This is a genomic window from Biomaibacter sp. TOL (assembly GCF_059717795.1).
Genome location: NZ_AP046092.1, coordinates 1,526,240 through 1,538,897, shown reverse-complemented (window position 1 = coordinate 1,538,897; position 12,658 = coordinate 1,526,240). Strand labels below are relative to the sequence as shown.

Genomic DNA, 12,658 nt, shown 5'->3' with positions numbered 1-12,658 from the left:
CCGTTCAAGATACTATAAAGACCTTCCGGGTCTTTTTTTTTGCCTTTGGGGGTAAAAATCGACAATAATGTATGTTTTTGATTTAAAATAAAATTAAGAAAGGTCCGCTTTGGTGGAACAAATAAAAGGGGGTTTTTTAAATGTTTTCCTTTATTGGTTCTATTATCGTCCTTATACTGGGCTATATGATCTATGGTGCCATCGTGGAAAGGATTTTTGGCGCCGACGGGAACCGCAAGACGCCCTGCTATACCATGGCTGATGGAGTGGACTATGTTCCCATGGACAAGTACCGCAATGCCCTTATCCAACTCCTTAATATCGCAGGTCTTGGACCTATCTACGGCGCCATCTCCGGTGCCCTATGGGGGCCAGCGGCTTTCTTGTGGATAGTGTTTGGAGGTATTTTCGCTGGTGCTGTACACGATTATCTAGCGGGCATGATATCACTCCGAAACAATGGTGCCAATGTGCCTGAACTGGCTGCAAAGTATCTTGGCGAAAAGAGCAGGATCATTGTAAACGTATTTGCCGTAGTGCTTCTTGTGCTGGTCGGTGTGGTATTTGTCAGCGGTCCTGCGGGTCTGCTGGCCATCCTGACTCCGGAAGTATTAACCAAGAGTGTATGGGTCTGGATAATATTTGCATATTACTTCCTGGCAACACTATTGCCCATCGATAAGATCATCGGCAGAATATATCCGATTTTCGGTGCCATACTCCTGATTATGGCTTTTGGGATAGGAGGGTCCTTGATTTTTCAGGGTTATAATATACCTGAGATCACCTTTACAAATCTTCATCCCAAGGGAGCACCGCTGTGGCCGTTGTTGTTCATCACCATTGCCTGTGGAGCTATAAGCGGATTTCATGCTACACAATCTCCTATTATAGCAAGATGTGTCAGAAATGAAAAAGAAGGAAGATTTGTATTCTACGGCATGATGATAGTCGAATCTATAATAGCCCTCATATGGGCGGCGGCTGCCATGAGCTTCTATGGGGGGACGCCGGGCCTCGGAAAGGTTCTTGCCACTCCTGCCGGACCGTCAGCGGTAGTAAAGGAAGCATCCTTTGCCATGATGGGAACTATAGGTGGTGTGCTGGCCATACTTGGAGTCGTGGTGCTTCCAATAACTTCCGGTGATACCGCCTTTAGAGCAGCAAGATATACTATCTCAGAAATGTTGAAACTCGACCAAAAACCGATAGTGAATAGATACAAAATAACAATTCCGATATTTGCAGTAGGTATAATACTTTCTCAGATAAACTTCAATATCATATGGAGATATTTCGCATGGTCCAATCAAACGCTGGCTATGATGGTACTATGGACAGGCGCTGTATATCTTGTGAAGGAAAATAAATTGCACTGGATCGCCACAATACCCGCCACATTCATGACGGCAGTCAGCATAACCTATATATTCCAGGCGCCGGAGGGCTTCGGACTTCCTACAAGCGTATCATATCCCATAGGTATAATTGCAGCGGCAGCAGCATTCTTATACTTTTACTTCAGGACACGCCCACTCAATATGAGTATCAAACCTGTAGAAATAAAGAATACTGTCGAAGAAAAAACTAAAAAAACCTTTGCATAAGTCCACCTGATTGTGGTAAAATAGTCAAGGAAAACTATTTGAGGAGGTTTTACCCTTGAAGGTATACGTAGATCAGGACCTTTGCATCAGCTGCGGACTTTGCATCGATACCTGCCCGGCGGTTTTTGACTGGAACGATGATGGGAAAGCACATTCTACAGTGGATGAAGTGCCCGCCGATGCGGAAGACGAAGCAAGAGAAGCATTAGAGAACTGTCCCTCGGAAGCTATAAAAGAGGAATAGTAGCGGAAGATTGAGTTTCATCCGTTCGGATGGAACTCAATTTTTTATCTTCATAAACCACGTATAGTTTTGAGAAAGGAAAGGTGTGCTTTGTAAAGTCACCTCCTACTATACTGATAAAAAGTTGAATGAAAAATTATATAAATAAATACAGTTAAAGAAGGAATATTTAGTTTTGCGTAGAATATATATATTGATTATGAAACATAGTATCATAATATGAAACAGGGAGGATTTTTATGAATAAGTTAAAAGTCATGCAGCGCATCATGGACTGCGGCATTGTTGCCGTGGTCAGGGCCGACTCTCCCGATCAGGCGCTGAAAATCGCCGATGCCGTAAAAGCTGGAGGAGTGGAGGCCATCGAGATAACCATGACGGTGCCCGGGGCTATAGATGTCATTCGTGAACTGAAAAAAGCCTATCCCGGAGGAGAAATCCTGATAGGAGCGGGGACGGTGCTGGATCCGGAAACCGCCAGGGCTGCCATGCTGGCGGGAGCGGAATTTTTCGTAAGCCCGTACTTTAATCCGGATATGGTGAAGCTCTGCAACAGATATCAGAAAGTCACCATGCCAGGAGCCATGTCCATAAAAGAAGTGGTGGAAGTCATGGAATCCGGTGCCGATTTTGTGAAGCTATTCCCCGGTAGCGCCTTCGGACCTTCGATGGTTAAAGCCATCATGGGACCGCTTCCCTACGCCCCCATTATCCCTACCGGCGGCGTGAGCCTTGAAAATGTGGGCGAGTGGATAAAGGCGGGATGCGTGGCCGTCGGTGTCGGAGGAGAGCTCACAAAAGGAGCAAAGAAGGGCAATTACGAGGAAGTGGAGGATACAGCCAGGAAGTTTGTTGAAGCCGTGAAGGCGGCGCGCAATTAATTCGAGGTTTGAAAATCCAGATTGCAGGTTGGTTTCAGCAGGATTTGGCCAAGCAAATCCCTGGAAATTCAATCCGGATTACATTATTAAATTATTAAGGATAAGGAGAGTGGTTATATGCCCAATAAAATAGTCACTTTTGGTGAAATCATGCTGCGGCTTACGCCGCCCAATTATCTCAGGTTCGTACAGGCCGATTCCTTTGATGTAACTTATGGCGGCGGAGAGGCCAATGTTGCGGTATCCCTGGCGAATTACGGAGAGGATGCGTACTTTGTCACAAAGGTGCCGGACAATCCCATCGGGCAGTCGGCCATCAACCACCTCCGCCGTTACGGTGTGCATACCGATTATGTGGTGAAAGGCGGGGAAAGGCTGGGCATCTACTTCAATGAAATCGGCGCCTCCCAGAGACCGTCGCTGGTGGTATATGATAGAGCCCATTCTTCCATAGCGGAATCCAGTCCCTCCGATTTTGACTGGGAAAAAATTTTATCAGGAGCAAAGTGGTTCCATTTCACAGGTATAACTCCCGCCCTGGGAGACAATACGGCCCAGGCGTGCCTTGATGCCGTAAAAACCGCCAAAAAGCTGAACGTCATAGTGAGCTGTGACCTCAACTACAGGAAGAAGCTCTGGTCTACTGAAAAGGCATGCAAGGTCATGACGGGTCTTATGGAATATGTGGACGTGGCCATCGGCAATGAAGAGGACGCCGAAAAAGTGTTCGGCATAAAAGCCGGGACCTCCGATGTGACCAAAGGGGAACTCAGCGAAGAAGGCTACAGGGATGTCGCAAGGCAGCTTGCAGAAAAGTTCTCTCTGAAAGGCGTTGCCATTACCTTGAGAGAAAGTTACTCAGCCTTTGACAATGGCTGGTCCGCCCTTTATTACGACGGCAAGGAATATTATAAGTCCAGAAAGTATCAGATTCATATAGTGGACCGTGTGGGCGGCGGTGATTCTTTTGGCGCAGGACTGATATATGCCCTGGTGAACGGTTATGCTCCCCAGGATGCGGTGGAATTCGCCGTGGCGGCATCATGCCTGAAACATTCCATCGTCGGCGATTTCAACCATGTGACATTGAAGGAGGTTCAGACCCTGGCCAAAGGCGATGCCTCCGGCCGGGTGCAGAGGTAAACAAGAAACAAGACGAAAGCATAAATCGGGAAGGCCTGTAAGGGCCTTCTTTTTTTAATTGAAATGAATTGATTCTCAGTCAAAATGATGTATAATGTATAATATAAGTTTAATGTAGATTTGGAGGTGGATCCGCTTTTATATCCCTCTTTGATATGGATGATGTTAATCATGATAAAAGTGCAAAATTTTTTACGCCTGAAAACCTGGAAAACATGAATTTCATCCCCTTTACTACAAACTTTGTGTTTGATGAAGTATACGCTTATTTTTGCAGAAGACATGATGATGCTATCAAAATAAGTACTTTCATTCGAGAAAGTAAAGTTCTAAAGTTAATAAGAATAGATGAAAATGATGAAGAAGAAGCCTGGATGTTGGCTAAAAAATACCATGATAAAACCTTTAGCTTTACAGATTGCACCAGCTTCACAGTTATGAAAAAGTACCGCTGTGAGTGCGCTTTTACTTATGATAAACATTTTACGCAGATGGGATTTACAGCCTATCCGGAATGAAAATAAGAAACGCTTTTATGATTTAAAAAAATGGAGGAGCATATAAAATGGGACATTCTCGAATCATTTCGGGCAAAACCGATATTTATGCAATTCTAGGGGATCCCGTAAGCCATTCGCTGTCGCCGATAATTCACAACAGCGCGTTTGAGCACGAAAAACTGGATAAAGTGTTCATAGCATTCAAAACCGGCAAAGAAGACTTGAGCATGGCGATGAAGATGGTCCGTACTTTTTCAATTAAAGGTCTCAGCGTCACAATGCCTTTAAAAGAAGAAATATTGCAATATCTTGACAAACTGTCGCCGGAAGCCCGATTAATAGGCGCCGTGAATTGCGTAATAAATGACGATGGCATATTGACAGGTTATAACACGGACTCCAGTGGTTTTGGGCTATCGTTATTGTCAAAATATAATAAATATCCGTCTACAGTTTTCATTTTTGGCGCCGGAGGAGTGGCAAAAGCCGTGGCAGTTCACCTGGCGATGAATAAGGTTAAAAAAATATACATTACAAACAGGAATTATGATAGGGCGACAGCTCTGGCAGACAAATTAAGCAATTTTAAAGAAATTGAAGTAAGGATTTTACCCTGGGAAATCCGACAATGGAGTAATGCGCTAAATGAGAGCGATTTGATAGTAAATTGCACATCGCTGGGCATGAACAATAAAGGAGATCTGGCTGTACTGGTTCCGTGGCAGTATGTGCAAAAAAATGCAGTAATTTATGATACTGTGTACGAGCCTCTGGAAACCTCATTTTTAAAAAAAGCCGGCAGCCTGAACCTTGATACCGTTGCAGGAACCAGCCTGCTTATCCATCAGGCTGCCGTCGCCTTCAAAATATGGACCGGCAGAGAAGCACCCCTTGAAATTATGGAAAAATCAATTGTAGAGTATTTGGTAAAAAGGCCTCAAAAAGATTCATAATGAGGCCTTTGTGTTTCGGTCGATGCAACAAAAGAATAAATTCCGGCTTTTTTTATTTAATTTCGCCCATGCCGATTTTTCCAACCAGGTCGTCTATAAACTGCCTGGCAGTTCTTCCGGAACGTTGATTGTTCCAGAGTTCCCATTTCAATGCTAGCTCCCGCAGCTTTTCGGCGTCCAGTCTTATCCCTTTCTTTTGGGCAATGCCTTCGACGATTTCCAGATATTCAGCTTTATCCGGCGATGGAAAGATGACCGTTATGCCGAAGCGGTCGGAAAGAGACAATTTTTCCTGGACCGTGTCCCGGGATTTGATCTCGTCGCCCGCCGCATCGCTGTGAAATTCCCTTACCAGGTGGCGGCGGTTGGAAGTGGCGTATATCAGGACGTTTTCAGGTTTTGCTTCAAGGCTTCCTTCAAGAATGGATTTCAGGTACTTGTATTCTGTTTCGTTTTCTTCGAAAGAAAGGTCGTCGATGAATATGATAAAACGCTGGGGCCGCTTCTTGAGTTCGGAGATTATCCCGTTCAGGTGAATCAAATGGTATTTTGGGACCTCCACCAGTCGGAGGCCGTCCTTGCCGAATTCGTGAAGCAGGGCTTTTATGGTGGACGATTTTCCCGTGCCCCGGTCGCCGTAAAGCAGCATGTTGTTGGCGCTGTAACCTAAAACGAACTGCCGTGTGTTTTCTACCACTTCTTTTTTCTGGGATTCATACCCCACTAGATCTGAAAGCCTGACCGGATCCGGCTCCTGAATGCCTGAAAGCATGGGTCCGTTTTCGGTTTCTACCAGTTTGAACCCCCAGTATCTTCCAAACTTCCCGCATCCCGCTTCTTTATAAAATAAGGCAAGGTCTCCTACGTTTAAAGCCCAATCCCGTGAATCGGAAAAAATGTTGAATAAATTTTTCTTTTTTTCCAGAAAAGCAAGGGGAAAGGACCGGCCTTTTACTCCGCACGTCTCATAACATGCGGGGAAATTCCTGAAGCCCGCGCCGGGGAATTTGTGATTTAAAAATTCGGAAAAAGTGTTCAAGTCGAAATTAAACAGGGATTGCAAGCTCTGAAGGTCATGAACCGCCAGGTCCAAAAGAGCGTGTCCGATTCCGTCGATGCCTGCCGCTTCACACTTGAGGCTGAAAGGATTTTCGTCGTAAACAATGAGGTCAAGCATAAATTCCTTCCATAAATCGCCGGAAAAAAATGTTCCTTCGAATTCGACCCTTTCGACAAGCATCCCGAAAAAATCATGATATTTCATTATAGTATCCACCAAATCGCCGTCAAGCGACAGGTTGAGGAGTTCCTGAAATTTTATGATTACGGGGTCTTTTAAAATGTTCCTGTACACAAGGAGTTTTTTTGAAAGTAAAAGCGTCTTAAAAACCGTATCATGAAAGTTATCCATTGCTATCACTCCTGATGAATTTTATGTAGTACGATGCGAATATATTGTATCAGAAAAGATGGAAGAATACTAGATTTGGAAGCAGGTTTTTGAAATGAAAAGGATTTAAATAAAAGGATTTTAACGATATATGTCGAATTGCTATACTGAAGCATCGAAACCATATTTCGTATTATAGCACATCTTCGAAAATTTTGGAGGGAAATTATGTCGCAAGATAACACCGTCCAGTCGATTGAAAGGGCTATAAAAATATTGGAAGAACTGGCCGAAGAAAAGGAAGGGCTTGGCGTGACGGAACTTTCGCGGCGCCTAGACCTTCACAAAAGCACCGTTCACCGGCTTTTATCCACACTTATGGTTTTTGGATATGTTGAGCAAAATCCTTACACCGAAAGGTACCGCCTGGGCATGAAGTTGCTTCACTTGGCGGGGACGATCCTGGAAAGAATGGACCTTCGCCGCGAAGCTCATGAACTTCTAAAAGAGCTTTCATCAGGGGTGAATGAAACCGTTCATCTGGTAGTGCCCGATGGCAACAGTGTCATTTATATCGATAAAATAGATAGCAACAGGACCATCCGCATGTATTCTCAGATAGGCCGCAGGGCTCCCATGCACGCTTCAGCGGTGGGCAAGGCCATTTTGGCTTTTTCGTCGGAAGATTTTGTCAGGAAAGTAATCGATGAGGGGCTGGAAAAATACACTGCAAATACCATTACAGATCCCGATAAACTGATGAAACATCTTGAAACCGTCAGAACCGTGGGATTTGCAGTGGATGATGAGGAAAACGAGGAAGGCATACGATGCATAGGAGCTCCGATTTTTGATTACTCCGGAAGAGTTGTTGGAGCGCTTAGCATTTCCGGGTCTACGGTTACTATACTGCCCGAAACAGTCAATTATCTCGCACAAAAAGTAGTGAAATGTTCTGAAAAAATATCTATAAAAATGGGCTGGGATAAATATAAAAATAAAGATAAAATCAGAAAATAAAAATATTTAATTAGAGCAGGATTTCGAAGTTATATGTAGAATTAGAAATATATAATCAGAAAATAAAACGATGTACCGTAATATGAAACATATAAACTATTTTGCAGAGTATTTTATGCTTAATATTCTTGATTATAAAGAGTATATAGAACGGTATTTAAAACTTTATACGGGTGCTGTTGCGGATATACTTGACGAAATGGGATAGATGAATATGGTATTTTTTAAAGCAATAAATAAAAAAAGAAAGGAGTGGGTATTAAAAAATACCACGTTGTGTTAAATCGTGACTATATTTTTATAAAATTAAGTATCAGAGGGAGGAGAATTAATTGAAAAAATTACTAGCGCTTGTAAGTATATTTATTATTGCTTCTTTGATTTTCACTGGCTGTGGTCAAAATACTAGCCAACAAAATTCAGCCAATAATACTACCACCGATAACAAAAATAAATTTCCTGAAAAAAATATTGAACTGATAGTCCCATTTGCTGCGGGTGGTGGGACTGATGCCGTGGCGAGAGCTCTTGCTAGTGCGGCAGAGAAATATCTGGGCCAGCCAATCGTTATTGTTAATAAAACCGGTGGTTCTGGAGCAGTAGGTATGACCGAGGGGGCAAAGTCGAAACCCGACGGCTATACGGTAACTATGATAACAAGAGAAATTGTATCATTGCCTTTAATGGGACTTGCCCAAATAACTGCTGATGATTTCGATTTAATTGCTAATATAAATCAAGATCCTGCAATTGTTTTAGTAAAAAGTGATTCAAAATACAAGAATATCAAAGAACTTGTAGATGATGCCAAGAAAAACCCTGGTAAAATCAAATTTGCAAGTACAGCGAAGCCTAATTTTTATGTTCTTGCTCTTGAATTAAACCAGGGAGTAAAATTCAATCAAATACCTTATAATGGGGCGGCAGAAGCTATACCTGCAGTATTAGGTGGTCATGTAGACTTTACTATAACAAATCCAGGGGAAGCTGTAGCCCAGATAAAAGCAGGTCAATTAAGACCGCTTGCTGTTATGGCAGAAAAGCGCTTTGAAGACCTTAAGGATGTACCAACTGCGATAGAAGAAGGTATAAATGTTGTTTCAGGAACATGGAGAGGGCTTGCTGTTCCTAAGGGGACACCTCAGGAAGTCAAGGATATATTAACAAAAGCCTTTGAACAAGCTAGCAAGGATCAACAATTCGTTGATTTTATGAAAAAAGCGAATCTGGGCATTTACTATCTAAACGCTGAAGAATATAAAAAATTTATTCAGGAAGACACAATTTTAATGAGCAAAATAGTAGAAGAAATTAAAAAACAACAATAGATCGACCAATTCGTTGAGCCGCTGGAAAAATCCGGCGGCTCACTTCAAAAGGGAGAGAATAACATGAAAAAAGCAAATATTACCACAGCACTAATATTTATCTTGTTCGGCATATTAATCTTTTTTGAATCATCAAGGTTTCAACAGACAATGATTTCTGATAATTTCATTGGAGCGGCTTTTTTCCCAAAGCTTATGGCTTCAATAATGATATTGCTTGCACTTATTTTATTGATATCTGAGTTATTAAATAAAGAAGCCGAAAAAGTGAATATAGGCGATCTATTTAATAAGAAAATGACTATATCACTGATAGGAATAGTAATACTTTTTATATATACGTTAATTCTTAATTATATTGGCTTTATCTTATCTACAATCTTGTTAAACCTGATATTTCTTATAATTTTCAAAGTAAAAAGCAAAATTACTATAGTTGCAACCCCATTATTGACTACATTTGTCATATACCTAATATTTCAAAAAATGTTAATGGTTCCGTTGCCGCAAGGTATATTCTTCTTTTAAAGGGGGATTAAAATGTTGCAATTACTTTTTGAAGGATTGAAAACAACATTCAATCCAAACATATTCGTCCTTCTTTTACTTGGTGTTTCTGGTGGTATAGCTATCGGTTCTCTGCCTGGTCTCACTGCTACAATGGGTGTAGCAATTTTACTACCATTTACTTTTGGAATGGAATCTACGGCTGCTCTAGTGATGTTAGTAGGTATATATATCGGAGCCATATATGGTGGTTCAATATCAGCTATACTGTTGAAGACTCCTGGTACCCCTGCAGCAGCTGCGACGGTCTTCGATGGTCATGAAATGGCAAAAAAAGGCGAAGCTTCAAAAGCGTTAAGCATGTCAACGATAGCTTCATTTACCGGTGGATTTATTAGCACTATTATGCTGATTACTATTTCACCTTTACTGGCCAAATTTGCATTGAGATTTAGTGCGCCGGAATATTTTGCACTTGCTGTTTTTGGTTTAAGTATTATTGCAACTATCTCGGGGAATAATCCTATTAAAGGCCTTTTATCGGGTTTCTTTGGGCTGTTTATTGCAACAGTTGGTATGGATCCAGTAACAAGTTATCCGAGATTTACTTTTGGAAGGATTGAATTGTTAAATGGGTTTTCTATTATCCCAGTGTTAATAGGCCTCTTTGCGGTTTCTGAGGCGTTCTCACAAATGGAAAAAATATTTGATGCAGACGTAGTATTAAAAGAAAAATTTAAAAGGGGAATAGTAACATTTAAGGAAATAATAAAGGTAAGCCCGACCATGATAAAATCGGCTCTTATTGGGACATTTATAGGTGCCATTCCTGGAGCTGGTGCTGATATCGCCGCCTTTGTGTCATATAATGAAGCTCGTAGATCTTCTAAACATCCTGAAAAATTTGGAACCGGGATATTGGAAGGAATCGCTGCTCCAGAAGCAGGTAATAATGGAGTTACTGGTGGAGCTTTAGTACCTTTATTAACTCTTGGAGTTCCAGGAGATGCAGTTACCGCTATTTTATTAGGGGCCCTCATTATACAAGGATTGCAGCCAGGCCCATTATTGTTCAAAGAGCATGCTCATGTGGTTTATGGCCTTTTCAGTTCGATGCTGGTTGGTAATTTAATAATGCTTATACTTGGTCTTGTAGGAATCAGGATTTTCAGCAAAGTGGTAGAGATCCCAAAGAAAATAATTATTCCTATAATTTTGTCACTTTCGATTGTAGGTTCTTATTCTATGAATAATAGCATTTTTGATATATATGTGACACTAATATTTGGTATAATTGGTTATTTCATGCAAAAAATAGAAATGCCGTCTTCACCTATAATTCTCGCAATCATCCTGGGGCCGATGGCAGAAAGTAACTTAAGAAGAGCATTTTTAATGTATAACGGAAGTATAAGCTTTTTATATACGAGACCGATCACAATAGTTTTCCTTATTCTTGCAGCTTTTTCTATTATTTCTTCTTATTATCGAATGAAAAATTCAAAATAAAATTACGGATTAATGGCTCAATATCAATATAATCGATATAAAGAGGGCATAAAATTTTATTAAAATTAATTAGCAGGGAAACCCCGGATGCACGAAGAAAAAAGATTTCACCACCATCAAATAGGATGAGTTAAAAAACTCAAAATGATGGTTTTAGGGTAAAACCTCAAAAATACTTGACATGATTGATATATAAAATAAACTGAAATATATTATAATAAAATATATAATATTTATGTCAATTAAAAGAAATAAACATTATCCCGGAGGTGCAACCATTGAACTTTGAATTTTTCATGCCGACTAGGCTTATTTTCGGGCCCGGGAAGGTTAAGGAAGCGGGTTTAAATGCAAAAGCCCTGGGGAAAAAGGCACTTATAGTGACAGGCAGATCCAGTGCGAAAAAAGCAGGTTTCCTGGATATCGTCACAAAAAGCCTGGAGAAAGAAAAAATAGAGTGGCTGCTTTTTGATGAGGTGGAACCCAACCCTCTCACAACCACTGTGGAAAGAGGGGCAAAGTTCGCCCGGGAAAATAGTGTAGATTTTGTCATTGGACTTGGTGGGGGTAGCGCCATGGATACGGCAAAAGGCATAGCCTTTGCAGCCCTCAATGAAGGTCCCGTGGCCGATTACATAGCCGGAAAGCATGGAGGTGATGCGCTGCCCATCGCGCTGATTACCACTACGGCGGGCACCGGCAGCGAGGCCAACAATTATGCGGTGTTTACAAACCCCGAGACAAAGGTGAAAAAATCCCTCAAGTCCCCGAAGACTTATGCACGATTTTCCATAATCGATCCTGAGCTTATGCTGTCAGTCCCGAAGAATGTCACAGCCTCAACGGGTATTGATGTGTTTTTCCATGCCATGGAGGCTTATGTGGGGAAAAGAAGCCAGCCATTTACCGATGCCCTAGCGTTGGAGGCCATGAGATTGGTGGCGGAAAACCTGAAAGGAGCCTGCGAGCACGGTGAGGATATCCGGTATCGCGAACGCATGGCCTGGGCAAACACCATGGCAGGCGTTGCCATAAATCTCTCGGGCACCTGCGGCATCCACGGCATGGGGCATACGCTGAGCGGCTTTTACAACGTGCCCCACGGGGAGAGCCTGTCAGCAGTAGCGCTGGCATTTATGCGCTTCTGCATCCCTGAAGCTCCCGAAAAATTTGCAAAAGTGGCCGAAGCCTTGGGGGTGGATGTAAGGGGGCTTGCATTATCCGAGGCAGCGGAAAAATCCGTGGAAGCCCTTGAAGATTTACTGGACAGCGTGGGAGTTCCCAAAAAGATATCCGCCTTCGGCATAACCGAAAAAGATATTGATGCACTGGTTGAACACACCTGCACATGGATGACTCATAACTTGGAGGCCAGCCCCAGAGTGCCCGCACCGGAAGATGTCAAAAAAATGTACCGGGAATCCCTTTGAGGATCGAGCGCAATAAGCTACTTTCCTGACGGAGTTTGCCGGCAACTTGTTTTATAGCAATCAATTTTATGGCCCGCACATGCTGATTTAAACATTGTGCGGGCCTGTCCTTTCAAGGCAGTTTGTCTAAAAAGATTAAAATCGCC

At 42.2% G+C, this 12,658-nt stretch carries 12 protein-coding genes; 11 read left to right on the top strand and 1 reads right to left on the bottom strand.

What is annotated here, in order from left to right:
- Window positions 1–140: 140 nt before the first annotated feature.
- From AC6I1H_RS07705 to AC6I1H_RS07680, 6 genes are all read left to right on the top strand, one after another.
- Window positions 141–1,607, top strand: coding sequence for a carbon starvation CstA family protein (locus AC6I1H_RS07705; protein WP_497740369.1), 1,467 nt, complete (start codon window positions 141–143; stop codon window positions 1,605–1,607).
- A 55-nt stretch (window positions 1,608–1,662) separates the two neighbouring features.
- Entirely contained in the window at window positions 1,663–1,851 is a 189-nt protein-coding gene (locus AC6I1H_RS07700; RefSeq protein ID WP_497740368.1) for a ferredoxin, read from the top strand.
- 239 nt (window positions 1,852–2,090) lie between these two features.
- Window positions 2,091–2,732, top strand: coding sequence for a bifunctional 2-keto-4-hydroxyglutarate aldolase/2-keto-3-deoxy-6-phosphogluconate aldolase (locus tag AC6I1H_RS07695; protein ID WP_497740367.1), 642 nt, complete (start codon window positions 2,091–2,093; stop codon window positions 2,730–2,732).
- Window positions 2,733–2,849: 117 nt separating this feature from the next.
- The gene (locus tag AC6I1H_RS07690) at window positions 2,850–3,875 is read left to right on the top strand and encodes a PfkB family carbohydrate kinase (RefSeq protein ID WP_497740366.1); all 1,026 of its coding nucleotides are present in this window, start codon (window positions 2,850–2,852) and stop codon (window positions 3,873–3,875) included.
- A 140-nt stretch (window positions 3,876–4,015) separates the two neighbouring features.
- Window positions 4,016–4,393 carry a type II toxin-antitoxin system VapC family toxin gene (locus tag AC6I1H_RS07685; protein ID WP_497740737.1) on the top strand — a complete coding sequence of 126 codons (378 nt, stop codon included), beginning with the start codon at window positions 4,016–4,018 and terminating at the stop codon, window positions 4,391–4,393.
- A 47-nt stretch (window positions 4,394–4,440) separates the two neighbouring features.
- Window positions 4,441–5,328: a shikimate dehydrogenase gene (locus tag AC6I1H_RS07680; protein WP_497740365.1), complete on the top strand. Its 888-nt coding sequence runs from the start codon at window positions 4,441–4,443 to the stop codon at window positions 5,326–5,328.
- Between the two features lie 52 nt (window positions 5,329–5,380).
- Here the strand turns inward: AC6I1H_RS07680 and AC6I1H_RS07675 are convergent, their stop codons facing one another.
- The gene (locus tag AC6I1H_RS07675; protein WP_497740364.1) at window positions 5,381–6,739 is read right to left on the bottom strand and encodes an ATP-binding protein; all 1,359 of its coding nucleotides are present in this window, start codon (window positions 6,737–6,739) and stop codon (window positions 5,381–5,383) included.
- Window positions 6,740–6,946: 207 nt separating this feature from the next.
- On the opposite strand from AC6I1H_RS07675, the gene AC6I1H_RS07670 reads away from it, so the two are divergent.
- The 5 genes from AC6I1H_RS07670 to AC6I1H_RS07650 all read left to right on the top strand — a co-directional run bounded on the left by AC6I1H_RS07670 (window position 6,947) and on the right by AC6I1H_RS07650 (window position 12,512).
- Window positions 6,947–7,738 carry an IclR family transcriptional regulator gene (locus tag AC6I1H_RS07670; protein WP_497740363.1) on the top strand — a complete coding sequence of 264 codons (792 nt, stop codon included), beginning with the start codon at window positions 6,947–6,949 and terminating at the stop codon, window positions 7,736–7,738.
- Between the two features lie 332 nt (window positions 7,739–8,070).
- Window positions 8,071–9,066, top strand: coding sequence for a tripartite tricarboxylate transporter substrate binding protein (locus tag AC6I1H_RS07665; protein ID WP_497740362.1), 996 nt, complete (start codon window positions 8,071–8,073; stop codon window positions 9,064–9,066).
- 63 nt (window positions 9,067–9,129) lie between these two features.
- Complete coding sequence (locus AC6I1H_RS07660) at window positions 9,130–9,594, top strand: tripartite tricarboxylate transporter TctB family protein (protein WP_497740361.1); 465 nt, start codon at window positions 9,130–9,132, stop codon at window positions 9,592–9,594.
- Between the two features lie 12 nt (window positions 9,595–9,606).
- On the top strand, window positions 9,607–11,082 hold the full coding sequence (locus tag AC6I1H_RS07655; protein ID WP_497740360.1) for a tripartite tricarboxylate transporter permease: 1,476 nt from the start codon (window positions 9,607–9,609) through the stop codon (window positions 11,080–11,082).
- A 278-nt stretch (window positions 11,083–11,360) separates the two neighbouring features.
- Window positions 11,361–12,512: an iron-containing alcohol dehydrogenase gene (locus tag AC6I1H_RS07650; RefSeq protein WP_497740359.1), complete on the top strand. Its 1,152-nt coding sequence runs from the start codon at window positions 11,361–11,363 to the stop codon at window positions 12,510–12,512.
- The last annotated feature ends 146 nt before the right edge of the window (window positions 12,513–12,658 follow it).

Coding starts and splice junctions, on each gene's coding strand:
- AC6I1H_RS07705 (WP_497740369.1), top strand. CDS start 141: ATGTTTTCCTTTATTGGTTCTATTATCGTCCTTATACTGGGCTATATG.
- AC6I1H_RS07695 (WP_497740367.1), top strand. CDS start 2,091: ATGAATAAGTTAAAAGTCATGCAGCGCATCATGGACTGCGGCATTGTT.
- AC6I1H_RS07690 (WP_497740366.1), top strand. CDS start 2,850: ATGCCCAATAAAATAGTCACTTTTGGTGAAATCATGCTGCGGCTTACG.
- AC6I1H_RS07680 (WP_497740365.1), top strand. CDS start 4,441: ATGGGACATTCTCGAATCATTTCGGGCAAAACCGATATTTATGCAATT.
- AC6I1H_RS07675 (WP_497740364.1), bottom strand. CDS start 6,739: ATGGATAACTTTCATGATACGGTTTTTAAGACGCTTTTACTTTCAAAA.
- AC6I1H_RS07670 (WP_497740363.1), top strand. CDS start 6,947: ATGTCGCAAGATAACACCGTCCAGTCGATTGAAAGGGCTATAAAAATA.
- AC6I1H_RS07660 (WP_497740361.1), top strand. CDS start 9,130: ATGAAAAAAGCAAATATTACCACAGCACTAATATTTATCTTGTTCGGC.
- AC6I1H_RS07655 (WP_497740360.1), top strand. CDS start 9,607: ATGTTGCAATTACTTTTTGAAGGATTGAAAACAACATTCAATCCAAAC.